Genomic DNA, 22,725 nt, shown 5'->3' with positions numbered 1-22,725 from the left:
GGGGTGAGCGAACCGGAGACCGGCGAGGACTACCGCGACGCGGTGTTGCCGGGGCAGCAGTGGACGAGCAGGCAGTTCCTGCGCTGCGACTTCACCGAGGCCGACCTGCGCGGCCTGGTGACCCGCGGTTGCACCTTCGACGAATGCGACTTCACCGGGGCGGACCTCGGCGAGTCCCGGCATACCACCTCGGCGTTTCGCTCGTGCACCTTCGACCGCACCGTACTGATGCGGACCGAGTGGTCCGGGTGCTCCCTCCTCGGATCGTCCTTCACATCCTGCCGAATGCGGCCGATCACCCTGCGGGAAACAGATCTCTCGCTCGTCGCGCTCGGCGGCGTCTCGCTTCCCCGGTGCGAGCTCGCCGGCCTGCGCTTCCGGGAGGCGAACCTGACCGAGGCCGACCTCTCCCGCTCGGACCTGCGCGAGTCCGACCTGACCGGTGCCCGCCTGCTCGGCACCAACCTGGAGGGAGCGGACCTGCGGGGCAGCAGGCTGGACGCCGACGCGCTCCGCCAGGCCAGGCTGGCCGGTGCGCATGTGGACCTGGACACGGCCGTCGCCTACGCCGCGGCCAACGGGCTCGTCGTGCACTGAGCCCGGTCCAGGGGCGCGCGGCGCCGTCTCCGGCCTCAGCGGCTGGAACGGTTACTCGACCGGAGGCTCCCCGGGCTCGAGCTCGATGAGGTCACCCTCGGCGAGCAGCTCCTCGATGGAGGCGGGCAGCAGGTACGCCGCCCCGCCGCCGGGCTGGTTGAACCACGGGATGGCCACCCCGGCCAGCGCCTCCAGCGGACGCTGCACCCGGTACACGTGGTACGGCCTGCTGACCCATTCCGGCACCAGCGAGCGTTCCTCGAACGGGGTGCCCGCGGCGTAGGTGAGGTTCCCGCTCGGGCCGCCGAAGCGGTCCAGCTCGCTGCCCGCCGGTAGCTCGCGCATCTCCTTGCCGCGGAACAGGGTCAGCGGCGGTTCGCCGTCCAGCGGCTGGATCGGCCACTGCTGGCTGCCGCCCTGGTTGCCCTGGCTGGCAGGCCTGGCCGGTTCCCTCGGCTTCACCGGCGGCGTGACCTGGGTGGCGGGTGCCGGCGGCGGGGTCGGTGCCGGTGGGCGCTGCGGTGGGCTCTCGGCCGCGGGCTCGCGGGAGTGGCCGGACCGCACGCCGGTGGCGACCTCCGGGGACAGCGTCGCCAGCATCGGCTGCTGCTGCGGTGGTGGCGCCTGCTGCGCGGGGGGCGTCGGCCGCCGTTCCTGGTTCGGCTGTGGCTGTGCCTGGTGCGCCTGCGGTGGCTGGGTCTGCTGGGGCTGCTGGGGGGTCGGCTGTTCCGGCACGCTTCCGTCCGGAGCGAGCAGCAGCTTGCCCAGCATGAACGCGGCCGCGTCCTCGGCGTCCCCGAACACCGCCGGGTTCGTCAGCTCGCCGTCGTACCAGCCGACCCGCCAGCCGGAGGAGGTCTCCTCCACGGCCCAGCCACGCTCGGTGGGCTCGCCGATCCGGTAGTTGCCAGGGTCGACGCCCAGTTCGTGCAGTTTCTCCTGCAGGTCCTCCAGGACCGGTTCGGCGTGCTCGGACACCGCCGGCAGCGGCGCGGGCCCGGCCTGGGTCGGCGGGCCGCCGTCGTCGAGCTCGAGTTCCCGCGCCGCCGGTGCCGGCGCACCGTTCTGCGGCTGCGGCTGCGGCTGCGGCTGCTGCGGCTCGGCGGCGGGCGTGGCCCGCGGCCCGGGTTCCTCGGCCGGGACGGGGGGCACGGCGGTGGTCGGCGGGCCGGCGTCGACGGCGGGGCTGAACATCGTGGCCGGGTCGCCGCCGTGCGCCCGATCCTCCTCGACCGGCGGCTGCACCGGCTGGTTCAGCGTGGTCGGTGGGTTGAGGTCGGCATCCGACCCGGCCTGCTCCCGGAAATCGGCCTCGTCGAACCGCGCCTCGTCGTAGGGCGTGCCGTCGAAGCCGTCCCGGTAGGGCGGCTCGGTGGGCGTGTCGTCCGGGGGCGGTTCCTCGGCGGCCGGCCGCGGCTCGGCCGGGTGGTGGCTCTCCTGCTGCGGCGGCGCCGGCGGTGGGCCGGGTGGCGCGGGGGGCCGGGGCGGCGCCGCACCCCGGTTGATGTGCGCGGCGGCCGCCTGTCGCACCTGCTCGGGCACGTCCGGGATGACGAACCCGGCATCGTGGATGTGCTGCACCAGGTCCGGCTCGGGGGAGACCCCGTACTGGCGCAGGTAGTAGTTGACCGCGGCGGGCCAGATCCACACGCCGTCGCTGTGGAAGGCGACCGGGACCGTGCCCTCCGGGGCGCTGGCCAACCGGTCGATGTCGTAGCCCCGGCTGGGCACGACCACCGGGGCGCTGTCCAGGTAGCCCAGCAACCGGTCCTGCTCGTCGACGTCCAGCTCCGCCCGGTTGATCACCGGGCGGCCGGAAGGGCCGGCGCCGTCGAAGATCCGGGCGATCCGGAACCGCGGGCCCGGCCGTTCCGGCCCGAGCCCGGACATCCGGCGCATCAGCCACTCCGGCACGTTCTCCTCGGTCCGCGGGAACATCCGCAGCTCGTCGGCGTAGGCCTGGGGCGGCGGCATGAGGTCCCACTTGGGTTCCTCACGGTCGTACTCGAGGTTGTAGCTGGAGGGGTGGTCGAGCTGGTACCGGGCGTTGAACCAGGTGCCGCGCCCCTCCCGGTACATCCCGGCGCGTAACCTGCCGAACAGCGTCGCGATGTCGTGAGTGGCCACCCACTCCACCGCGGAGCCGTCGGCGACGATGATCTCCCCCGCCAGTTCGTGATACCTCCCGACTGCGCGGTACTCCGCGGTGACGCGTTGCCAGTCGCGCGGAGCGGCGCGGAGCAGTGCCAGGCCAATCTGCTTGACCAGGGTGTCCTGCTCGGTCGCGTTCAGCTGGGTCGCTTGTGCCACTCGAACATCTTGACTTGTCGACGACGCTTATGCACGGCACATGTGAGGATCGCGGCGAATCCGGCGGGGATCAACCGGGCCGGCTTCGCCGGAGGGCGGTTGCGGAGCGGCAGCGATCACCGAACCGGACCAGCATAAACACGGATAGCCGTCCGGCGAACGGTAGTGATGACTACTGCGGGTACCACTTCGTGGGTTCTCGGGCGGACAAACCTGCACGAATCGGGGAAGTACCCCTTACCGGCCCAGGACCGCCCCGGGCGGGCGGTGGGGCCGCCCGGGGGTTTGGAACAATCGCGCATGTGACGGCGACTGTTCTCGACGGCAAGGCCACCAAGGACGCCATCTTCGCGGAGCTGGAACCGCGGGTGGCCGCGCTCGCCGACCGCGGGGTGACCCCCGGGCTGGCGACCGTGCTGGTGGGCGACGACCCCGGCTCGCACTGGTACGTCAAGGCGAAGCACGCCGACAGCGCCAAGGTCGGAGTGAACTCGATCCGCAGGGACCTGCCCGCCGACATCACCCAGCAGAAGCTGGAGTCGGTGGTCCAGGAGCTGAACGCCGATCCGGCGTGCCACGGCTACATTGTCCAGCTGCCGCTGCCGGGACACCTGGAGTCCGGCGCGATCCTGGACCGCATCGACCCGGCCAAGGACGCCGACGGGCTGGCCCCGGTGAGCCTCGGCAGGCTGGTGCTCGGCGAGCCCGCCTCGTTGCCGTGTACCCCGCGCGGCATCGTGGAGCTGCTGCGGCGCTACCAGGTTCCGCTGGCCGGCGCCCGGGTCACCGTGGTCGGCAGGGGCATCACCGTGGGCAGGACGCTCGGCCTGCTGCTCACCCGGCGTAGCGAGAACGCGACGGTCACGCTGTGCCACACCGGCACCCGCGACCTGGCCGCCGAGGTCGCCCGTGCGGACATCGTGGTGGCGGCCGCGGGCGTGCCGGGGCTGATCACGCCGGACATGGTCAAGCCGGGCGCCGCCGTGCTGGACGTCGGGGTTTCCCGGGTGGACGGCAAGCTGGCCGGGGACGTCGCGCCCGGGGTGGCGGAGGTCGCGGGCTGGGTCGCGCCGAACCCCGGCGGGGTCGGCCCGATGACCAGGGCCATGCTGATCGGCAACGTGGTCGAGGCCGCCGAGCGGGCGGCCGGGGTCTGACCGAGACGGCATGACGATGGCCTCGTACCGGCGCGACCGGCATCCCCTCCTCGTTCACCTGCCGTTCGGCCTGGTGATGGCGCTGGTGGCGGTCGCGGCCAGCCGGATCTGGCTGTACCACTGGCGCCAGGGCGCCGCGCTGATCGGCGGTGCGTTGCTGGTGGCGGCGGTGCTGCGGGTCGTGCTCTCCGACGAGCAGGCCGGCCTGCTGGCGATTCGCAGCCGGGGCGTCGACATGCTCAGCTACGCCGGGTTGGGCGCGCTCATCCTGTTCGTCGCCCTCACCATCTCCGGCGGCCCCTTCGGCTGACCCACCACCTCTTTCCCTGACTCACCCCCACCTCTTTCCCTGGCCTCCCCCTGCCCGCCCGGAACTACGGTTAGCCCGCTAAACGCACTTTCCGGGGGCCGGCGAAGTGCGTTTAGCGGGCTAACCGTTCCCTGCGGGGGCCAGGGTGGGGGTGGGCTCGCGGCGGTCGAGGGTGCCGGAGACGATGGCGATGCTCAGGCCGAGCACGGCGAGCAGGGCGCCGACCCAGTTCGGGGCGACCAGCCCGAGGCCGCCGGCGATCACCAGGCCGCCGAGGTAGGCCCCGATGGAGTTCGCGATGTTGAACGCCGACTGCACGGCCGCGGACACCAGCGAGGGGGTGCCGCCCGCCTTCTCCATGATCCGGGCCTGCATCATCGGACCGATCATGAACCCGGCCACGCCGACCAGGAAGATCGTGATCGCGGAGCCGAGCTTGCCCTCGGCCGTGACGGTGAAGACCGCGAGCACGGTGGCCAGGGCCAGCAGCGCCCCGTACAGGCTGGGCATCAGCGCCCGGTCGGCCAGCCGGCCGCCGAGGAAGTTGCCCAGCGTCATACCGAGACCCGCCAGGGACAGCAGCAGCGTGACGGTGGCCGGCTGGTACCCGGCGACCTCGGTGAGCATCGGGGTCACGTAGCTCAGGCAGGCGAAAACGCCGCCGAGCCCGAACATCACGATCGCCAGTGCCAGCCACACCTGTGGCTTGCGGAAGGCGCCGAGCTCGCCACGCAGCGTGGGCTCGGGTGGCGGCCCCTGGTGCGGCACCAGCCTGGCGATGCTGGCCATGGCGCCCACCCCGATCAGCGCCACCACCGCGAAGGTGGCGCGCCAGCCGACGCTCTGGCCGAGCAGGGTGCCCAGCGGAACCCCGACCACGTTCGCCAGGGTCAGCCCCATGAACATCATCGAGACGGCCTTGGCCCGGTTGCCCCGCTCCACCAGGCTCGAGGCGACCACCGCGCCCGCGCCGAAGAAGGCCCCGTGCGGCAGTCCGGCGATGAACCGGAACACCACACCGAGCTCGTGATTCGGCGCCATCGCGAACAGCGTGTTACCCACGGTGAACAGCGCCATCATGGCCAGCAACATGGTCTTGCGCGGCAGCCGGACGGCCACGGCCGTGAGCAGCGGAGCGCCGATCACCACGCCGAGCGCGTAGCCGGAGATCAGGTAGCCGGCAGTCGGGATGGACACCCCGAAGTCCGCGGCCGCCTGCGGCAGCACGCCCATCATGACGAACTCGGTGGTGCCGATACCGAAGGCACCGACGGCGAGCGCGAGCAGCGCGACGGGCACGGCTCTCCTCCCGAAGATCTCGAAGCGGACGGAAAGGACGAGCTGTATCGATACAGTCGTCGGGCGCAAAACAAGGCAGCCGACGTGGACCCCGCTGTCGGTCTGCCCAGTACAGTTCAACGGAACCGGGCTCCGTTGTCATCCCGTTACCGCGTGAGCCTCCCCACCACAGCCGGCCAGGCTGCCGGCGAGCAGGTCGGGGAGGGTGCGTCGAGGTCCGTGTGGGTGCACGTGCTCACCGACACATCGAATCCGGCCGCAGGAGATCTCCGCGCCGGTCCGCGCGAGCAGGCGGTACGACCGAGCGGGCGAGTGACTGCTGGGATCGCGGCGGCCGCTGCTGGTGAGTTGAGCGAGCGATGCGGTCGTACTCGCCGCCCTGCCGCTGGTGGCGCCGCTGGCTGATGCTTCGATGAAGGCCTCCGCCACCTACCGGGCGGCGGCCCTCATCGCCGTCGGGTTCCTGCCGGTAATGCTCGGCTGGAACGACGGTGGGGGTCAGTGCTGAGGTGAGGTCACCTGCGAGTCCGACCCCGGAAACACCAGCCCCTGGTGGCCGTCGGTGAACTTGACCAGGTAGGGCGGTTTACCGTCCTCGCCGCGCACCTCGACGATCTCGCCGCGCCGTTCACCCGAGCCGACCGTGCGGCCGTGTACCAGGATCTCGTCCCCGACTGTCGCGCGCATGACACGTCACCTCCAGAACACGCTGCGGAATTCCGTAAGGCCAAGGGTAGGAGCGGGGCCGCGATGCCGTCGAGGTGTGACGGTCAAGGCGGTTCGGTCACAGCGCACCCGGACGAGCGACACCGGGGAGATCCGGCGGAGACGCCTTGCCCTGCCACCGACGACTGTCCATCATGGACGTGGGGCGCGGCGGGCAGCCGCACTGTTCGCCAGCGAACAGTGCGCCGTACCCGCGGCGGTGCGACCACGCCCGCGCCGTCGACGGCCGGTTCGGGCGGCACGGACACCGCGCCGTGCGAGCCGGGTTGTGACCCGTGGTTAGGGTTGCCGGGTGCCCGAAGTGCTGGACCGGGTCGATGGCGTCTGCGGCGAGTTGGTGCTGCGTCGCGTCGGCACCGACCTCGAGGTGATCGCGAACGGGATGTTCCTGATGGACACCCGGAACGGCGAGTCCGAGCGGCTGCTGGTGACGGTGGCCGCCGACCTGGTGCCGGGGTGTGCGCGGCTACTGATCGGCGGGCTGGGGGTCGGGTACTCGCTGCGTGCCGCACTGGATCATCCCGGGATCGGCGAGGTCGTGGTGGTGGAACGGGAGCCGGCGGTGATCGGCTGGAACCGCACCGGGCCGCTGCGTGAGGTGCACGGGAACGCGCTGGCCGAGGAGCGGGTGCGGCTGGTGCGGGACGACCTGGTGCGCTGGCTGCGGGAGACCGAGGACCGGTTCGACGCGCTCTGCCTCGACATCGACAACGGTCCGCAATGGACAGTTACCGACGGTAACGCCGAGCTGTACGGCGATACCGGCCTCGACCTGCTCGCCGCGCGGCTGCGGCCCGGCGGCGTGCTCGCGGTATGGAGCGCCGCCGCGAGCCCGGAGTTCACCCGCCGCCTGCGTGCCCGGTTCAACGAGGTGCGCGCACTGGACGTCCCCGTACCCCGCGGCGAGCCCGACGTCATCTGGCTCGCCCGTATCTAGCCATCGCGTCGGCGGGTGGTGGGGTCGTAGATTCTCGGTAACCGGATGCGGTCGTCGGCGTATTACCGCTGGGTAACCGAGGTGGTAGCGGCATGACCGGAGGTTTACCAGTACGCTTGTACCGCTACGACGAGACGCGAGAGATCCGCGAGAGGAGCACCGCTGCTCATGGCCAAGATCAAGGTCGAGGGCACCGTCGTCGAACTCGACGGCGATGAGATGACCCGCATCATCTGGCAGTTCATCAAGGACAAGCTGGTCCATCCCTACCTGGACATCAATCTCGAGTACTACGACCTGGGCATCGAGGAGCGGGACCGCACCGACGACCAGATCACGGTCGACGCGGCCAACGCCGTCAAGGCGCACGGCGTCGGCGTCAAGTGCGCCACGATCACGCCGGACGAGGCGCGGGTCGAGGAGTTCGGCCTGAAGAAAATGTGGCGCAGCCCGAACGGCACCATCCGGAACATCCTGGGCGGGGTCGTCTTCCGGGAGCCGATCATCATCTCGAACATCCCCCGGCTGGTCCCCGGCTGGACCAAGCCGATCATCATCGGCCGGCACGCGCACGGTGACCAGTACAAGGCCACCGACTTCAAGGTCCCCGGCCCGGGCACCGTCACCATCACCTACACGCCCGACGACGGTTCCGAGCCGATGGAGTTCGAGGTCGCCCGGTACCCGGAGGGCGGCGGCGTGGCCATGGGGATGTACAACTACCGCCGTTCCATCGAGGATTTCGCGCGCGCGTCGTTGCAGTACGGTCTCGACCGGGGCATGCCGGTGTACATGTCCACCAAGAACACCATCCTCAAGGCCTACGACGGCATGTTCAAGGACGTGTTCGCCGAGATCTACGAGGAGGAGTTCAAGGCCGACTTCGAGGCCAAGGGGCTCACCTACGAGCACCGGCTGATCGACGACATGGTCGCCGCCTCGCTGAAGTGGGACGGTGGCTACGTCTGGGCCTGCAAGAACTACGACGGCGACGTGCAGTCCGACACCGTCGCGCAGGGCTTCGGCTCGCTGGGCCTGATGACCTCGGTGCTGCGCACCCCGGACGGCCGGACGGTGGAGGCCGAGGCCGCGCACGGCACGGTCACCCGGCACTACCGGCAGCACCAGCAGGGCAAGCCGACCTCGACCAACCCGATCGCGTCCATCTTCGCCTGGACCAGGGGCCTTGAGCACCGCGGCAAGCTGGACGGCAACTCCGAGCTGGTCGGCTTCGCGAACAAGCTGGAGCAAGTGGTCGTGGAGACCGTGGAGAGCGGCAAGATGACCAAGGACCTCGCCCTGCTGGTCGGCAAGGACCAAGACTTCCAGACCACCGAGGACTTCCTCGCCACGCTGGACGAGAACCTGCAGAAGAAGATCGCCGAGGGCTGACCCGCCCGACCCACCCCTGCCGACCGTAATGCCGTGGGCGACCGTCCACGGTATTACGGCGAGTAGCCAACACCAGCGGGTGGTTCGACCACTCGGGCCTGTCCGGACGCTCCGCACCGGCTCTACCCTGGCCGGGGACGCGGTACGGGCGTCATGGAGGAGCCCTGTGATACTCGGCATTCCGAAGCGGACGATCATCATCGTGGCGGTCCTCGCCGGGATCGGCCTGATCTACGTGATGGGAGCGAACGAACGGCCCTCCGACGCCGAGTCGGGTGGCGGAAGCGCCGACTGCCGGGTGCGGGTGACCGCCGACGTGCTGAACGTCCGCGCGGGGCCGGGAACCGACACCACCATCGTCGGCAAGTTCCAGCAGGATGCCGAGGCCGAGGCCGAACCGGTGGTTCAGGAAGGGTTCCGCAAACTGGCCGAGGGTCGCTGGGCGGCCGAGGAGTTCCTGCGGCCGGTGGACGGCGCGAACTGCGGCTGAGCGGCCCGGCTACAGCGTGACGACCAGGTCCTCCTCCGCGGCGAGGACCGGACCGTCGAAGCCCGCGCGCGCCTCGCGTACCGACACCGCACGATCGCTGCCCGGCCAGAAGTGGGTCAGCAACAGGCTGCGCGCCCCCGCGCCGGCCGCGACCTCGCCTGCCTCGCGCGCGGTCAGCAGATGGCGTGGCCCGGTTCGCGGCGCCGGCCCCTGCAGGGTGGCCTCCGCGATGAACAGGTCGACACCCGCGGCCAGGTCGGCCAGCGCCGCCGCGGGCCCGCTGTCCCCGGTGTAGGCGAGGCTCACCCCCGGCGCATCCAGCCGGACCCCCCAGTTCGGCACGTGGTGCGGCAGGGGGAAGGCGGTCAGCCGGAAGGGGCCGAGCCGGGCGGTGGCGCCGAACTCGTGCACCTCGAACACCGAATGCGGGTCCGGGCGCGGTTCCGCCGCCGCCAGCACCCCGAGCACCCCGGGCGGGCAGTACAGCGGCAACCGTGCTGCGCCGGTGTAGTGCCGGACCCGCCCCAGCGCGCTGAGGTCCGCGCAATGGTCGGGGTGCTCGTGCGTGATGACCGCCGCGTCCACCGCGCCGTCCCGGCAATGCGCCAGCAGGCGCGCGGCCGTGCCGTAGCCGAGGTCGAGTACCACCCGGAAGCCGTCGTGGTGCAGTAGGAAACCACTGCAGGCGCGGCCGGGCTCCGGCCAGGCCCCGCAGCTGCCGAGCACGGTCAGTTCGGTCATATCCCCTCCTGAGCAGGATTGTCGTGGTGCGCCGGTAGCCTCCCTGGCGTGCTGACCGTCTCCACCGTGAATGTCAACGGCCTGCGTGCCGCCGCGAAGAAGGGGTTCGTGGAGTGGCTCGCGGCCACCGAGGCCGATGTGGTCGCCTGCCAGGAGGCGCGCGCCGAGCCGGACCAGCTGCCCGCCGAGGTGCGCGAGCCGCGAGGCTGGCACGCCGTGCACGCCGCCTGCTCGATCAAGGGCCGCAACGGCGTCTCGCTGTACAGCAGGCACGAGCCGGAGTCGGTGCGCACGGGGTTCGGCGAGCCGGAGTTCGAGGACAGCGGGCGTTACCTGGAACTGCACCTTCCCGGGCTGGTGGTGGCCAGCCTGTACCTGCCGAGCGGCGACGTCGGCACCCCGCGCCAGGAGGAGAAGGAGCGGTTCATGGCCGCGTTCCTGCCCTACCTGGCCGAACTGCGGGCCAAGTCCGAGGCCTCCGGGCGCGAGGTGCTGGTCATGGGGGACTGGAACATCGCGTATGCCGAGATCGACCTGAAGAACTGGCGGACCAACCGGAAGAACTCCGGCTTCCTCCCCGAGGAACGGGCCTGGCTGGGCCGGGTGTTCGACGAGGTGGGCTACGTCGACGTGCAGCGCAGACTCTCCCCGGAGGGCCCCGGCCCGTATACCTGGTGGTCCTACCGGGGCAAGGCGTTCGACAACGACTCGGGTTGGCGGATCGACCTGATCTGCGCCACCCCGCGGCTCGCGGACGCCTGCACCTCGGTCCGGGTGGAGCGCGCGGCCAGCTACGACCAGCGCTGGTCCGACCATGCCCCGGTCACCGCGCGGTTCGACCACCCGGCTCCCGCCAGCTGAGGATCCGGCCGACCTGCCCTCCGGACTTCGCGAACTCCCCGGGGAACACCCGCAGGAACCACGGCTTCAGCCGGATGGCGCCCCAGGCGGGGGACGCGGGCCCCTGCTCGGTCCACTCGGGAATCCCGATCGCGCCAGGGTCGTAGCCCAGCGGTTCCGCGGTGTTCCGGAACCGCTCCCAGCACTCCCGCTTGCTTGCCTCGTCCAACAGCAACTCGGCGTGGCACTCCGCCACGCAGGTGTCGTAGACCTCGGCCCCGTCCCAGTAGTTGCAGGACACGTACGGGTTGCTCGCCAGATGCGCCCGCTTCAGCGGGGTCACCATGCTGCCGATCCAGCCGGTGAGCTCGGTGCCCTCCCACTCCCACATCGTGTGCACCATGCGGGAGCGCGGCCGGCCCGCCCGGTCCACCGTGGCCATCGTGCAGTAGATCATCCGGTTGGCCATCTCGGTGAAAGCCGGGGCCACGGTGCGGAACTCGTCGGTACTCAAGGCTCGATCACACTCCCTCTCCTGAACCACTCCATGTATAGTACTTCGAATGTAGTGGTTTCAAGCGTTTTCCGAAGGGCATCGCATGCGCACGAACCCGGAGCGCAGGGCGGCGCTGGCGGACGCCGCGGTCGAGGTGCTGGCGCGGAGCGGCGCGCGCGGGTTGACCTTCCGTGCGGTTGACGCCGGGGCTGGGGTGCCGGCCGGAACGGCATCGAACTACTTCGCCAACCGGGACGACCTGCTGTGGCACGCCGCCACGAAGATCCACGAACGGCTCGGCCCCGGCGTGGCCGAACTGGCCGCCTACGAGCGGGCGGCACCCTCGCGCGAGCTGGTGGCCGAGATGCTGCGCGGCCTGCTGGAGCGTGTCCGGGAGGACCGCACCGGTTACCTGGCGCTACTGGAGCTACGGCTGGAGGCGACCCGGCGGCCCGGACTGCGGGAGGCGCTGACCGGCACCATCCGGGCGAACCTGGACGGCACCATCCAGGGGCACCTCGACCGTCGCCTGCCGGGTGACGAGACCACGGTCGTGCTGTTGTACCTGGCCATGACCGGCCTGATCGTGGAGCAGCTGACCCTGCCGGAGGTGTTGCCCGCGTCCGGGTCGGCGGAGCTGATCGCCGCGCTCGTCGATCGCCTCCTGCCGGGGACCTGAACAACCCGACTTCTGAACACGGCACCGGTGTCCCGGCCCACACCCCGCCGTTGGCTGCGTTCGGTGACTCGCTAGCCTCTGTCGGCGCGATGATCGCAAACCGCCGGTCTTGACACGCTCGGTAGTTTGCATCTCGACAGATACACCCGTCCGGGTGATAGCCCGGGTGGTTCGGCAGACCTGACATTCATGTCGCGGGAGGCACTCCGGTGCGCAACCGAGCAAGTCAGCCGGTGCGGATGCTCCGTGCCGGGGCGATAGTGACGGCTGTGCCGGCGGCGGTCCTGCTGGCCGGTCCCGGCAGCGCCGTGGCTCAGGGCGGCGAGCCCGCGGACGTCGCCCCGAACGAGGTCGCGTTCGGCCTGCTCGGTCCGGTCGGGCTGGTCGCGGTCGCGCTCGGCGTCGTGGGCATGGCGCTGGGTGTGCTCCGCCAGCGCAGGAAGGCCCGCGAGCACGCCGCCGCCGTCGTGGAGGCAGGCGCCGCCGCGGAGGCCGCCGAGCCGACCGCCGCGGAGCCGGCCGCGGAGGCCACCAGGCCGGTGCTCACCCCGGCGCCACGTAGCTGGGTGGGTTGACGTAGCTCCGGCCCCCTTTATTCCTCCGCACGCCGTGCAATCCCGCACAGCGCGACCCCTAACCCACCGGTGCCCCGCGCCCGTAGTCTCGGGCCATGGCAGACAGCGTCTCGATCACCCCGCCTGAGCAGAAACCGAGCCCGTCCGCGATGCGCCGCGCGCTCAAGCGCGCGGAGGACGGGGTCGCACTGGACGTCACCGAATCGGCCGTGCTGTTGCACGCCCGGGACGAGGATCTCGACCGGCTGCTGGCCGCGGCCCGCCGGGTCCGGGACGCGCACCTGGCCGACCAGGGGCGCTCCGGCATCGTCACCTACTCGAGCAGCGTGTTCATCCCGCTGACCCGGCTGTGCCGGGACCGGTGTCACTACTGCACCTTCGTCACCGTGCCCGGCAAGTTGCCTGCGCCCTACCTGGAACGCGACGAGGTGCTGGAGATCGCCCGCGCCGGTGCGGCAGCCGGGTGCAAGGAAGCCCTGTTCACCCTCGGCGACCGGCCGGAGGACCGGTGGCCGCAGGCGAAGCAGTGGCTCGAGGAGCGCGGATATTCGTCCACATTGGACTATGTGCGGGCATCCGCGATCGCGGTGCTCGAGGAGACCGGCCTGCTGCCGCACCTCAATCCCGGCGTGCTGAGCTGGGAGGAGCTCCAGCGGCTCAAGCCGGTGGCGCCCAGCCTGGGCATGATGCTGGAGACCACGGCGGAACGCCTCTGGTCGGAGAAGGGCGGCCCGCACTACGGCAGTCCGGACAAGGAGCCCGCGGTGCGGCTGCGGGTGCTGGACGACGCCGGCCGGGTCGGGGTGCCGTTCACCACCGGCATCCTGGTCGGTATCGGCGAGACCCGGACCGAGCGCGCGGAGTCCCTGCATGCCATCCGGCAGCGGGCGCGGCAGTACCGCAACGTCCAAGAGATCATCGTGCAGAACTTCCGGGCGAAGCCGGACACCGCGATGCGGGAGCACGCCGACGCCGACATCACCGACCTGGCCGCCACGGTCGCGGTCGGCAGGCTGCTGATGCCGCCGGGAGTCAGCGTGCAGGCGCCGCCGAACCTGCTCGGGGAGCAGCACGCGCTGCTGTTGCGGGCGGGCATCGACGACTGGGGCGGCGTCTCCCCGGTGACCCCGGACCACGTCAACCCGGAGCGCCCGTGGCCGCGGGTGGACGAGCTGGCCGAGTGGACCGCGCAGGCCGGTTTCGACCTGCGCGAGCGGCTGGCGGCCTACCCGAGGTACGTGCGGGACGCGGACAAGTGGATCGACATCCGGCTGCACCCCCATGTGACCGCGCTGGCCGCGGCGGACGGGCTCGCCGACGAGCAGGCCACGGTCGAGGGGCACGAGTGGCAGGAGCCGGACGGTGGGCTGGACACCACCGGCCGGGCCGACCTGCACTCCGCCATCGACACCGAGGGCAGGACCGGGGACCGGCGTGGTGACTTCGACAGTGTGTACGGCGACTGGGACGCGCTACGGGCGCAGGTTCCGGCGCAGGGCGCGCCGGAACGCCTGGACGCCGACGTGCGCGCGGGCCTGCGGCTGGCCGCCGACTATCCCGGCGCCCTGCTGGACGAGACACACGCGGACGCCGCCATGGCGCTGCTCACCGCGGACGGCGCCGCGCTGGAGACGCTGACCAGGCTGGCCGACGAGCTGCGGGCCGATGTGGTCGGCGACGACATCACCTACGTGGTCAACCGCAACATCAACTTCTCCAATGTCTGCTACGTCGGCTGCCGGTTCTGTGCCTTCGCCCAGCGCGAGCGGGACACCGACGCGTTCCGCCTCTCGGTGGACGAGGTGGCCGCGCGGGCGGTGGAGGCCTCGGCGGCCGGCGCGACCGAGGTGTGCATGCAGGGCGGCATCGATCCGAAGCTGCCGGTCGGCTACTACGCCGACATCGTGCGTGCGATCAAGGACGCGGTGCCGGATATGCACGTGCACGCGTTCTCCCCGATGGAGATCGTCTCGGCGGCGGCGAAGGCGGGCGTGAGCGTCGAGGAATGGCTGACCGAGCTGCGCGACGCGGGACTCGGCTCCATCCCCGGGACCGCCGCGGAGATCCTGGACGACGACGTCCGCTGGGTGCTCACCAAGGGCAAGCTGCCCGCCGCGACCTGGATCGACGTGGTGTCCACCGCGCACCGGCTGGGCGTTCCGTCCTCCAGCACGATGATGTACGGGCACGTGGACCACCCCGGCCACTGGCTCGGGCACCTGCGCGTGCTGTCCCGGATCGCGGGGGAGACCGGCGGCTTCACCGAGTTCGTCGGCCTGCCGTTCGTGCACCACAACGCGCCGATCTACCTGGCGGGGGTGGCGCGCCCTGGTCCGACCATGCGGGACAACCGCGCGGTGCACGCCTTCGCCCGGCTCGGCCTGCACGGCCGGATCGAGAACGTGCAGTGTTCCTGGGTCAAACTCGGTGACGAGGGCACCGCGCGGGTGCTGCGCGGCGGTGCCAACGACATCGGCGGCACGCTGATGGAGGAGACGATCTCCCGGATGGCCGGCTCGGAGCACGGTTCCTCGCGCACCGCGGCCGAGCTGGACCACCTCGCCACCCTGGCCGGACGGCCCTCCCGCCAGCGCAGCACCACCTACGGCCACCGCGTCGGCGCCGGCGTCTGACCCGCCGGAGGGCCCTGAACGTGGCTTTGAAGACGTCAGACGTCCCAAATGCCACGTTCGCGACGTCTGGTGTCCGTAACGCCACGTTCAGGGCAGTTCCAGCCCGGATGAGGGTGGGTCGACATGACTCGGTGCGGCGTGCCTAGCAGGGGTTGGCACGCCGCACCGAGCGGGGCGGATCGCGGAACTAGCGAGTGTTCCGGTCGATCCAGTCGGCGAAGTAGGACACGTCCACGTAGATCGACGGCCCGGTGGCGCAGGTCGGGTCGCCGTTACCGGAGCGGCTGGTGGCGCCGATCAGCTGCCAGGTCCCGTTGACCCGCTTGACCTGCGGGCCGCCGGAGTCGCCGTAGCAGGCGCCCTTGTTGCCGTCCGGGTTGTTGGTGCAGATCTCCGCGGCGCCGTTGATGCCGCGGCAGCTGCGGTCGGACACGATCGAGGTGTCCAGCTCCTGCAGGGTGACCGGGGCACCGCAGCCCCCGCGCGGGGCGCAGGTCTGGCCCCAGCCGATGATCCGGGTCGAGGTGCCGACCGAGCCGGAGTTCTGCGCGATCTGGATCGGCTCCTGCCGGACCGAGCTGGACAGCCGCAGCAGGGCGAGGTCGATGGAGGGGTGGGCGATGCGCTGCGCGACCCTGGCGACGCTGCCGCCGCTGGTCCGGTTCGTCGTGCCGACGCGGACCTGTGCGGGCTGGCCACAGTGTTTGGCGGTGACCACCCAGTTCGGCTCGATCAGGGAGCCGCCACAACTGTGGCTGCCCCAGTACGACTGCAGCGAGGCCATGAACGAGTAGGTCTGGGTCGCGTCGTGGCCGCCGACGATGAACGGCTCGACGCCGGTCGGCTCTGTCGCCGCCGCGGTGGTCGGAACCGCGACCGCGGACAGCGCGGTGGCCGCCGCGATGAACAGGCCGGAGAGCAGGGACCGTGCCTTCATGAGTTCTCCTTCACTTGAGCGCGGAAAGAGCGAGCCGGCTCGAGGAGAACGGTAAGTAACCGGCCGAGCGCGCAGAACCTTCGTAAGTAGGGCACACGCGCCTATGCCTACTTTCGTCTCAGTACTTTGGTAGCGCGGTGCCGTGCGATGGCCCCGGATCGGCGATCCGGTCGTGCGGGACGCCGAGGGCGTGCTCGACTCCCGCAGGGCCGGAGGGGGACCGGGCACGGGTATGCGGGAGAATCCCGGTGTGTCCGAAGAAGCAGTCTCGCCCGCCCGGGGCCGCAAGCCGCGCGTGCTGTCCGGTATCCAGCCCACCGCCGACTCCTTCCACCTCGGCAACTACCTCGGGGCGCTGCGGCAGTGGGTCCGGCTGCAGGACACGCACGAGACCTTCTACTGCGTGGTGGACCTGCACGCGATCACCGTGGAGCACGATCCCGCGCTGCTGCTGGAGCGCACCCGGCGTTCGGCGGCCCAGCTGCTGGCGATCGGGCTCGACCCGGAGGAGGGCGCCCTGTTCGTGCAGAGCCAGGTACCCGAGCACGCCCAGCTGAGCTGGGTGCTGGAGTGCCAGACCGGGTTCGGCGAGGCGAGCCGGATGACCCAGTTCAAGGACAAGGCAGCCAGGCAGGGCACCGACCGGGCCAGCGTCGGCCTGTTCACCTACCCGGTGCTGCAGGCGGCGGACATCCTGCTGTACCAGGCGAACGCGGTGCCGGTCGGGGAGGACCAGCGCCAGCACCTCGAGCTGTCCCGCAACCTCGCGCAGCGGTTCAACAACCGGTTCGGCCCTACCTTGACGGTGCCGGAACCGCATATCGTGACCGACACCGCGAAGATCTACGACCTGCAGGATCCCACGGCCAAGATGAGCAAGTCGGCCTCCTCGGCAGGCGGGCTGATCGAGCTGATGGAGGACCCGAAGCGGTCGGCGAAGAAGATCCGTTCCGCGGTGACCGACGCCGGCAGGGAGATCGTCTATGACCCCGAGGGCAAGCCGGGGGTCTCGAACCTGCTCATCATCTACTCGGCGCTCACCGACCGCCCGGTCGCCGAGCTGGAGACAGCCTACGAGGGCAAGGGTTACGGCGACCTGAAGAAGGACGTCGCGGAGGTGCTCGTCGAGTTCGTCGAGCCGTTCCAGCAGCGGGTCCGGTCGTACCTGGACGATGTCGCCGAGCTGGACAAGTTGCTCACCCGCGGCGCCGAGCGTGCCCGTGACGTGGCCTCGGCCACCCTGTCCGAGGTATACCGCCGGATCGGCTTCCTCCAGCCGGCCCGCTAGGTCTGGGCGAGTGCCCCCGCGGTCAAGGTGTTGACGACCGCGTGAGGGTGTTCTGCCGGGCCACGACCCACCAGCGGTCCTGGTCCTTGACCAGGACGTAGAGGGCGATCATCGCGGGGTCGACGTCGACAAGCTCGCCACCGGGTTTCGTGGCCCGCGCGCTCTTGTGCGCGACAGCGACGTCGGGGCGGACGAAGGCGATGTCGCCGACCTCATAACGCACGTACTCGTCGCGAAGGAACCCCTCCAGGCCCTTGCGGTTGGCGTCGAGCAGCGCGTCCCAGCCGGAAATCAGCATCCCGGCGGCGTTGACGACCGAGGCGTTTCGGGAGAAGTGGGCGGCCATGAGGTCGGGATCGTTGGTGTTGAAGGCGGTTTCGACGTCGGCGATCACCTGTTTGATCGCGACGACGTCCTGCTCGTGGTCGGTCGTGGCGTCCTCGATGAGTGGAGGCTGTGTGACGTTGTCGCTCATGGGCACGAGCCTGCTACCTCAACTTAGCTGTAGGTCAATGCGCTGTGTCGGTCATCACCGACCGAGGTTCAACGTGGTCCACCCGGAACGCTAGAACCAGCGCACGGCGCAGCGAATGCTCGGCTCGGCGGCGGGCCTGCCGTCCACCGGGTCCGGATCGTCCGGCGTGGACACGACCCCCTTCGCCGCGATCTTGTCCAGAGTGGACAAACCGCTCCAGGTGGTGTGCCCGAAGATGGTGTAGTTCGGCCGCAGCGCCGAGTCGCCGTAGACGAGGAAGAACTGGCTGCCGTTGGTGTCCGGGCCCGCGTTCGCCATGGCCAGGGTGGCCCGCGCGTACAGCTTCGCCTGCCCGGTCTCGTCGCCCGGCCACGGCGGCAGCTCGGTCGGCAGCTCGTCCGGGTAGCGGTAGCCGGGGCCGCCCTCGCCGGTGCCGCTCGGGTCGCCGCACTGCAGCACCTTCAGCGTGTCGTACGCGGTCAGCCGGTGGCAGACCGTGCGGTCGTAGAACCCGTGCCGCACCAGATGCAGGAAGCTCTTGACGGTGCACGGCGCCTTGCCCCGCTCCAGCACCAGCGGGATGCGGCCGAGGTTGGTGCGCAAGGTCACCAGCGCGAACCCTGCGTCCCGTGGCTCGCGCGCGTCCGGCGGCAGCGGGACCGGCCGCGCGGGCGGATCGTCCGGGGTCTCGGTGTAGCCGCACGGGCCGGGGCCTGCCGTCGCGGTGTCGGCCGTCGCGGTCCCGCCCGCGCCGAGCAGCGCGGCGATCAGGGCGAGGGTCGCGGCGACGGCGGGCAGGCGGCGTCGCCGTCCGGGTCCGGGCACGGTGGGCCTCCTTCGGCTGCGAGCGCCCCAGTCAACCAGGGCGCGTGGCGGTGCGGACACCTGCGGAGGTAGGAACCTCGCCCGCGTTTGCGGGGTGCGGCCCGCCTGGTTAGCGTCTGTCCGTGCCAGCGGAAGAAACCCAGCAGGAGAAGCTGATCCCCCGCCTGCGGCGGAAGTACCCGGCGCTGGACCACCTGGTCCGGGCCAAGGACGCGTTCAACGAGCGGTACGGCAGTCACTACGCCGCGGCGATCACGTATTTCAGCGTGCTCTCGCTGTTCCCGCTGCTGATGGTGGCGTTCTCCGTGGTGGGTCTGGTCGTCGCCGGGGACAAGGCCGTGCTGAACGACCTGCGCACCAGCATCACCGAGGCTGCGCCCTCGGGGCTGGGAAACCTGCTCAGCGATATCGTGGAGTACGCGCTGGACGCGCGGGGCGGGGTGCTCAGCTTCGGGCTGGTGGTGGCGCTGTACTCCGGCATCGGCTGGATGAGCAACCTGCGCGACGCGCTGACGGCGCAGTGGGGCCAGGAGAGGAAGCCGCTGCCGCTGGTGTCCACCAAGCTCAAGGACCTGGTCGCGCTGGCGGGCCTGGGTGCCGCGCTGCTGGTGTCCTTCGCACTCACCGCGCTGGGTGGTGGCCTCGGCCGGTTCCTGCTCGGACTGGCCGGCCTGGACGACGTGGGCTGGGCCCGGCTGCTGCTGCGGCTGGCCACCATCGTGCTGTCGCTGGCGGCCAACGTGCTGGTCTTCCTCTGGGTGATCGCGCGGCTACCCCGGCAGCGGGTCGGGTTGCGCAGCGCCGTGCGCGGCGCGATCGTCGCCGCCCTCGGCTTCGAGGTGCTCAAGCAGGTCACCGCGATCTACCTCGGGCTGGTCTCCGACTCGCCCGCCACCGTGCTGTTCGGGCCGATCATCGGTCTGATGTTCTTCGCCAACCTCGTCTCCCGGTTCCTGCTGCTGGTCACCGCGTGGACGGCGACGGCGCGGGAGAACACCGTGCGCGTCGTGGAACCGCCACCACCCGCGGTGATCCGCCCGCAGGTCCGCGTCCAGCGTGGCCCGGGTACCGGCGCCGCGGCCGGTGCGTTCGGGCTCGGTGCGCTGCTGGGCTGGCTGGCCCGCCGGCGTTGAGCGGCGGCGGGCCCGGCGGGGCGCCTATGCTCGCGGTGACGCATTGGGGGCATAGTGACGGAAAAGGTTACGCACGGTAACGCTGAGACCCAGCGGTTGCCGCGCGAGATCTGGGTACTGGTTGGCGCGAGCTTCCTGATCGCCATCGGGTACGGGCTGATCGCGCCCGCCCTGCCGAGCTTCGCGACCAGCTTCGACGTCGGGGTGACCGCGGCCTCGGTGGTGGTGAGCGCGTTCGCCTTCGTCCGGCTGGCGTTCGCCCCGGTGAGCGGGCGGCTGGTGACCAGGTTCGGCGAGCGCCCGACCTACCTGGTCGGGCTGCTGATCGTGGCGGCGGGCACGATCGCCTGCGCCTTCGCGGCCGAGTACTGGCAGCTGCTGCTGTTCCGCTCGCTGAGCGGGGTCGGATCGACCATGTTCACGGTGTCCGCGATCGGGTTGCTGATCCGGATCTCGCCCCCGCATTTGCGCGGGCGGGCCTCCGGGTTGTGGGGCACCAGCTTCCTGCTCGGCGGTATCGCGGGCCCGATCGTCGGCAGTGGGCTGGTCGTGGTGTCGCTGCGGGCGCCGTTCCTCGCCTACGGGGTGGCGCTGCTGCTCACCACCGCGCTGGTGTGGTGGCAGCTACGTGATTCCGAGCTCGCCGGCCGGGCCGACTCCGACGGGGAGCCGGTGCTGAGCCTGCGCGCGGCGCTACGGCACCGCACCTACCGCGCGGCGTTGGCCTCGAACTTCGCCAACGGCTGGGTGGTGTTCGGCATCCGGATGTCCCTGGTTCCCCTGTTCGTGACGGTCGTGCTGGCCAAGGGCGAGGAGTTCACCGGGATCGTGCTGTCGGTGTTCGCCGCGGCCAACGCGCTCGTCCTGCTGGTGTCCGGCCGGTTCGCCGACACCAGGGGGCGTAAGCCGCCGGCCCTGATCGGCCTCGCCCTGCTCGGGGTCGGAACCGTGCTGCTCGGTCAGTCCGATGTGGTCTGGCTGTTCCTCGCCGGGGCCGTGATCGCCGGGCTCGGTTCGGGGACGCTGAACCCGGCACAGAACGCGGCGGTGGCCGATGTGCTGGGGTCGAAGGCGCGGGGCGGCAGCGTGCTGGCCGGGTTCCAGATGTCCGCCGACGTGGGCGCGGTGCTCGGCCCGCTGGTGGCGGGCGCGATCGCCGAGCAGTTCTCGTACGGCCTCGCCTTCCTGGTCACCGGCGGGATCGCGGTGGCGGCGCTGGTGACCTGGTGGCTGGCCGAGGAGACGCTGCCCGCGGAGCACCCCGGGGAGCACGCGGCCCAGGATGCCGCCTCCGGGGACTGCCGCGAACTGGACTGCCGCCACTCGCCGGGCGGTGCGCTGCGGCTGGGCGAGGAGCAGGACGCTACGACCCCTCGGCCTGGCGACGGCGGTGCACGAGGATGACACCCCCGATGGACAGCACCGCGGCGACCAGGGTGATCACCCATCCGGTGACGCCGAACGGGTCCTCCGGCGTGGTCGAGCCGGCCAGTTCGGCCTCCTCGTCCCCGGCGGTGGGGGCGGCCGCCTCGCTGGTGGGTTCGGTGTAGAAGATCCGGCCGACCGGCGCCACCCCGGTCGCCGCCACCCGGAAGCCGTAGTCGAGCAACTCGGCGGCCTGCGCGGACACCCTGGTCGGGCGCTGCTCGGACCGCAGCATCACCACGGCCAGCCGCCTGCCCTCGCGTTCGGCCGCGCCGACGTAGGTGTGCCGCGCGTCGTCGGTGAACCCGGTCTTGCCGCCGAGGAAGCCGGGGTAGTCGCGGAGCAGCCGGTTGTCGTTGTAGATCGGGAAGGCCGGCTCACCCCGCCCACCGGGGAACTCGATCTCCCTGGTGGCCACGGCCTCGGCGAACTCGGGCTGCCGCATGGCGTAGTTGAAGATCAGGCTCAGGTCGTAGGCCGAGCTCATCATCCCCGGTCCGTCCAAACCGGACGGGGTGGCGGCATGGGTGTCCCTGGCGCCGAGTTGCTCGGCGAGCGCGTTCATCTTCTCCAGCGCGGCGGGCACCCCGCCGAGCGCCGTGGCGAAGGCGTGCGCGACATCGTTCCCGGACCGCATCAGCAGGCCGTGCAGCAGATCGTCCACGGCGTACGAGCTGCCCGCCTTGATGCCGACACAGGTGCATTCCTGCTCGGCGTCCGTTGTGGTCGGAGTGATCCGGTCGTCCCCGTCCATCTCCTCGATCGCCACCAGCGCCAGCAGCACCTTGATCAGCGAGGCGGGCCGGTAGCGCCCGTGCGGGTTCTTCGCCACCAGCACATCGCCGCTGTCCAGGTCGTGCAGCAACCAGGACTGCGCCGTGGTGCCCGCGGGCGGGTTCAGGATGTCCGGCGGGAGCACCGGCCCGCACTCGCCCATCCGTTCGCCACCGGCCGGGCGGTCCGGGACCGGTGGCGGTTCGGGGGACTCCTGCCCCGGCGGTGGCCGCTCCGAGGTGTCCACCGGGGGCGGCGGGAGCAGCCGGTTCGGGCAGTCCCCGTCCGGGGCTGCGGTGCCGGTCTGTGCGGATGCCAGCGGGGTCGACATCGTCAGCAGGCCGGACAGCACGGCCACGACAAGGATCCGGAACGCGCGAGGTGAGACGGGGTGCACCCGTGCAGGCTAACCGCCACGGCGGCGGCATACTGCGGGGCATGCGCATGTCCCGGGGTGTATCGCTCTTTCTGCTGATCTTCGGTATCTGGTCCTGGGTCATCTGGATCACCTTCGCCAGGAACCTCCTGGCCAGCGACGACGCCTGGAATCCGGACGGTTCCCCCACCTCGTTCCTCGTGGTGCACGCGGCGCTGGCCGTGGTGTCCTTCGTGCTGGGCACGATCATCGGGGTGCTCGGCTGGCGCGGCTGGCGGGCCGCGCGCCGTGACTCGAACCGGTGATTGCT

The 22,725-nt window shown here is 71.1% G+C and carries 23 protein-coding genes; 14 read left to right on the top strand and 9 right to left on the bottom strand.

Annotation, left to right across the window (positions count from 1 at the left end):
• Positions 1-3: 3 nt before the first annotated feature.
• On the top strand, positions 4-597 hold the full coding sequence (locus tag FB471_RS13970; protein WP_141998517.1) for a pentapeptide repeat-containing protein: 594 nt from the start codon (positions 4-6) through the stop codon (positions 595-597).
• 51 nt (positions 598-648) lie between these two features.
• Here the strand turns inward: FB471_RS13970 and FB471_RS13965 are convergent, their stop codons facing one another.
• Positions 649-2,907, bottom strand: coding sequence for a TNT domain-containing protein (locus tag FB471_RS13965; RefSeq protein WP_141998515.1), 2,259 nt, complete (start codon positions 2,905-2,907; stop codon positions 649-651).
• 302 nt (positions 2,908-3,209) lie between these two features.
• Here FB471_RS13965 and FB471_RS13960 point away from each other — a divergent pair, with 302 nt between their 5' ends.
• Complete coding sequence (locus FB471_RS13960; RefSeq protein WP_141998513.1) at positions 3,210-4,064, top strand: bifunctional methylenetetrahydrofolate dehydrogenase/methenyltetrahydrofolate cyclohydrolase; 855 nt, start codon at positions 3,210-3,212, stop codon at positions 4,062-4,064.
• A gap of 10 nt (positions 4,065-4,074) precedes the next feature.
• Positions 4,075-4,374: a DUF3017 domain-containing protein gene (locus FB471_RS13955; protein WP_170220806.1), complete on the top strand. Its 300-nt coding sequence runs from the start codon at positions 4,075-4,077 to the stop codon at positions 4,372-4,374.
• 120 nt (positions 4,375-4,494) lie between these two features.
• On the opposite strand, the gene FB471_RS13950 is transcribed toward FB471_RS13955, so the two are convergent.
• Positions 4,495-5,673 (bottom strand): MFS transporter, encoded by a 1,179-nt coding sequence (locus FB471_RS13950; protein ID WP_141998511.1) that lies wholly within the window; start codon positions 5,671-5,673, stop codon positions 4,495-4,497.
• A gap of 498 nt (positions 5,674-6,171) precedes the next feature.
• On the bottom strand, positions 6,172-6,360 hold the full coding sequence (locus FB471_RS13945; RefSeq protein ID WP_141998509.1) for a DUF1918 domain-containing protein: 189 nt from the start codon (positions 6,358-6,360) through the stop codon (positions 6,172-6,174).
• Positions 6,361-6,691: 331 nt separating this feature from the next.
• Between FB471_RS13945 and FB471_RS13940 the strand changes: the two genes are divergently transcribed.
• The 3 genes from FB471_RS13940 to FB471_RS13930 all read left to right on the top strand — a co-directional run bounded on the left by FB471_RS13940 (position 6,692) and on the right by FB471_RS13930 (position 9,218).
• Positions 6,692-7,336, top strand: coding sequence for a spermine/spermidine synthase domain-containing protein (locus tag FB471_RS13940; RefSeq protein ID WP_141998507.1), 645 nt, complete (start codon positions 6,692-6,694; stop codon positions 7,334-7,336).
• 168 nt (positions 7,337-7,504) lie between these two features.
• Positions 7,505-8,728, top strand: coding sequence for an NADP-dependent isocitrate dehydrogenase (locus FB471_RS13935; protein ID WP_141998505.1), 1,224 nt, complete (start codon positions 7,505-7,507; stop codon positions 8,726-8,728).
• 166 nt (positions 8,729-8,894) lie between these two features.
• Positions 8,895-9,218: an SH3 domain-containing protein gene (locus tag FB471_RS13930; protein WP_211358028.1), complete on the top strand. Its 324-nt coding sequence runs from the start codon at positions 8,895-8,897 to the stop codon at positions 9,216-9,218.
• A gap of 9 nt (positions 9,219-9,227) precedes the next feature.
• Here FB471_RS13930 and FB471_RS13925 read toward each other — a convergent pair whose 3' ends face one another.
• Positions 9,228-9,959, bottom strand: a complete 732-nt coding sequence (locus FB471_RS13925) for an MBL fold metallo-hydrolase (RefSeq protein WP_141998503.1) — start codon at positions 9,957-9,959, stop codon at positions 9,228-9,230.
• A 48-nt stretch (positions 9,960-10,007) separates the two neighbouring features.
• Here FB471_RS13925 and FB471_RS13920 point away from each other — a divergent pair, with 48 nt between their 5' ends.
• On the top strand, positions 10,008-10,820 hold the full coding sequence (locus FB471_RS13920; protein ID WP_141998501.1) for an exodeoxyribonuclease III: 813 nt from the start codon (positions 10,008-10,010) through the stop codon (positions 10,818-10,820).
• Here FB471_RS13920 and FB471_RS13915 read toward each other — a convergent pair.
• Positions 10,783-11,313, bottom strand: a complete 531-nt coding sequence (locus tag FB471_RS13915) for a pyridoxamine 5'-phosphate oxidase family protein (protein WP_211358027.1) — start codon at positions 11,311-11,313, stop codon at positions 10,783-10,785. The genes FB471_RS13920 and FB471_RS13915 overlap by 38 nt on opposite strands.
• A gap of 85 nt (positions 11,314-11,398) precedes the next feature.
• Here FB471_RS13915 and FB471_RS13910 point away from each other — a divergent pair, with 85 nt between their 5' ends.
• The 3 genes from FB471_RS13910 to FB471_RS13900 all read left to right on the top strand — a co-directional run bounded on the left by FB471_RS13910 (position 11,399) and on the right by FB471_RS13900 (position 15,182).
• Positions 11,399-11,974 (top strand): TetR/AcrR family transcriptional regulator, encoded by a 576-nt coding sequence (locus tag FB471_RS13910; protein WP_141998498.1) that lies wholly within the window; start codon positions 11,399-11,401, stop codon positions 11,972-11,974.
• Positions 11,975-12,243: 269 nt separating this feature from the next.
• Positions 12,244-12,549: a hypothetical protein gene (locus tag FB471_RS13905; protein WP_425457062.1), complete on the top strand. Its 306-nt coding sequence runs from the start codon at positions 12,244-12,246 to the stop codon at positions 12,547-12,549.
• A 95-nt stretch (positions 12,550-12,644) separates the two neighbouring features.
• On the top strand, positions 12,645-15,182 hold the full coding sequence (locus tag FB471_RS13900) for a bifunctional FO biosynthesis protein CofGH (protein WP_141998496.1): 2,538 nt from the start codon (positions 12,645-12,647) through the stop codon (positions 15,180-15,182).
• Between the two features lie 187 nt (positions 15,183-15,369).
• Here the strand turns inward: FB471_RS13900 and FB471_RS13895 are convergent, their stop codons facing one another.
• Positions 15,370-16,119 carry a S1 family peptidase gene (locus FB471_RS13895; protein WP_141998494.1) on the bottom strand — a complete coding sequence of 250 codons (750 nt, stop codon included), beginning with the start codon at positions 16,117-16,119 and terminating at the stop codon, positions 15,370-15,372.
• Positions 16,120-16,351: 232 nt separating this feature from the next.
• Here FB471_RS13895 and trpS point away from each other — a divergent pair, with 232 nt between their 5' ends.
• A complete protein-coding gene (gene trpS / locus FB471_RS13890) occupies positions 16,352-17,407 on the top strand; it encodes a tryptophan--tRNA ligase (protein WP_142001903.1) in 1,056 nt (351 codons plus the stop codon).
• 22 nt (positions 17,408-17,429) lie between these two features.
• Here trpS and FB471_RS13885 read toward each other — a convergent pair whose 3' ends face one another.
• Together FB471_RS13885 and FB471_RS13880 are read right to left on the bottom strand one after the other, a co-directional pair.
• Positions 17,430-17,882, bottom strand: a complete 453-nt coding sequence (locus FB471_RS13885) for a YybH family protein (protein WP_141998492.1) — start codon at positions 17,880-17,882, stop codon at positions 17,430-17,432.
• Between the two features lie 90 nt (positions 17,883-17,972).
• A complete protein-coding gene (locus tag FB471_RS13880) occupies positions 17,973-18,707 on the bottom strand; it encodes a peptidylprolyl isomerase (RefSeq protein WP_425457061.1) in 735 nt (244 codons plus the stop codon).
• Between the two features lie 122 nt (positions 18,708-18,829).
• Here FB471_RS13880 and yhjD point away from each other — a divergent pair, with 122 nt between their 5' ends.
• Together yhjD and FB471_RS13870 are read left to right on the top strand one after the other, a co-directional pair.
• Positions 18,830-19,840, top strand: coding sequence for an inner membrane protein YhjD (gene yhjD / locus FB471_RS13875; protein ID WP_141998490.1), 1,011 nt, complete (start codon positions 18,830-18,832; stop codon positions 19,838-19,840).
• A gap of 54 nt (positions 19,841-19,894) precedes the next feature.
• The gene (locus FB471_RS13870; RefSeq protein WP_141998487.1) at positions 19,895-21,244 is read left to right on the top strand and encodes an MFS transporter; all 1,350 of its coding nucleotides are present in this window, start codon (positions 19,895-19,897) and stop codon (positions 21,242-21,244) included.
• On the opposite strand, the gene FB471_RS13865 is transcribed toward FB471_RS13870, so the two are convergent.
• Entirely contained in the window at positions 21,204-22,436 is a 1,233-nt protein-coding gene (locus tag FB471_RS13865; RefSeq protein WP_425457060.1) for a D-alanyl-D-alanine carboxypeptidase family protein, read from the bottom strand. The two genes, FB471_RS13870 and FB471_RS13865, sit on opposite strands and share 41 nt — an antisense overlap.
• 41 nt (positions 22,437-22,477) lie before the next feature.
• Here FB471_RS13865 and FB471_RS13860 point away from each other — a divergent pair, with 41 nt between their 5' ends.
• The gene (locus tag FB471_RS13860; protein ID WP_141998485.1) at positions 22,478-22,720 is read left to right on the top strand and encodes an SCO4848 family membrane protein; all 243 of its coding nucleotides are present in this window, start codon (positions 22,478-22,480) and stop codon (positions 22,718-22,720) included.
• Positions 22,721-22,725 lie beyond the last annotated feature (5 nt).

The sequence above is a fragment of the Amycolatopsis cihanbeyliensis genome, assembly GCF_006715045.1.
GTDB lineage: Bacteria > Actinomycetota > Actinomycetes > Mycobacteriales > Pseudonocardiaceae > Amycolatopsis > Amycolatopsis cihanbeyliensis.
Note: the sequence above shows the minus strand (reverse complement) of the source record. Positions and strands in the feature narration are given on the sequence as shown.

Excerpts from the sequence above, each read along its gene's own strand:
- FB471_RS13955 (WP_170220806.1), top strand. The coding sequence starts at position 4,075 with ATGACGATGGCCTCGTACCGGCGCGACCGGCATCCCCTCCTCGTTCAC.
- FB471_RS13945 (WP_141998509.1), bottom strand. The coding sequence starts at position 6,360 with ATGCGCGCGACAGTCGGGGACGAGATCCTGGTACACGGCCGCACGGTC.
- FB471_RS13935 (WP_141998505.1), top strand. The coding sequence starts at position 7,505 with ATGGCCAAGATCAAGGTCGAGGGCACCGTCGTCGAACTCGACGGCGAT.
- FB471_RS13925 (WP_141998503.1), bottom strand. The coding sequence starts at position 9,959 with ATGACCGAACTGACCGTGCTCGGCAGCTGCGGGGCCTGGCCGGAGCCC.
- FB471_RS13910 (WP_141998498.1), top strand. The coding sequence starts at position 11,399 with ATGCGCACGAACCCGGAGCGCAGGGCGGCGCTGGCGGACGCCGCGGTC.
- FB471_RS13900 (WP_141998496.1), top strand. The coding sequence starts at position 12,645 with ATGGCAGACAGCGTCTCGATCACCCCGCCTGAGCAGAAACCGAGCCCG.
- FB471_RS13895 (WP_141998494.1), bottom strand. The coding sequence starts at position 16,119 with ATGAAGGCACGGTCCCTGCTCTCCGGCCTGTTCATCGCGGCGGCCACC.
- trpS (WP_142001903.1), top strand. The coding sequence starts at position 16,352 with ATGCGGGAGAATCCCGGTGTGTCCGAAGAAGCAGTCTCGCCCGCCCGG.
- FB471_RS13885 (WP_141998492.1), bottom strand. The coding sequence starts at position 17,882 with ATGAGCGACAACGTCACACAGCCTCCACTCATCGAGGACGCCACGACC.
- FB471_RS13860 (WP_141998485.1), top strand. The coding sequence starts at position 22,478 with ATGCGCATGTCCCGGGGTGTATCGCTCTTTCTGCTGATCTTCGGTATC.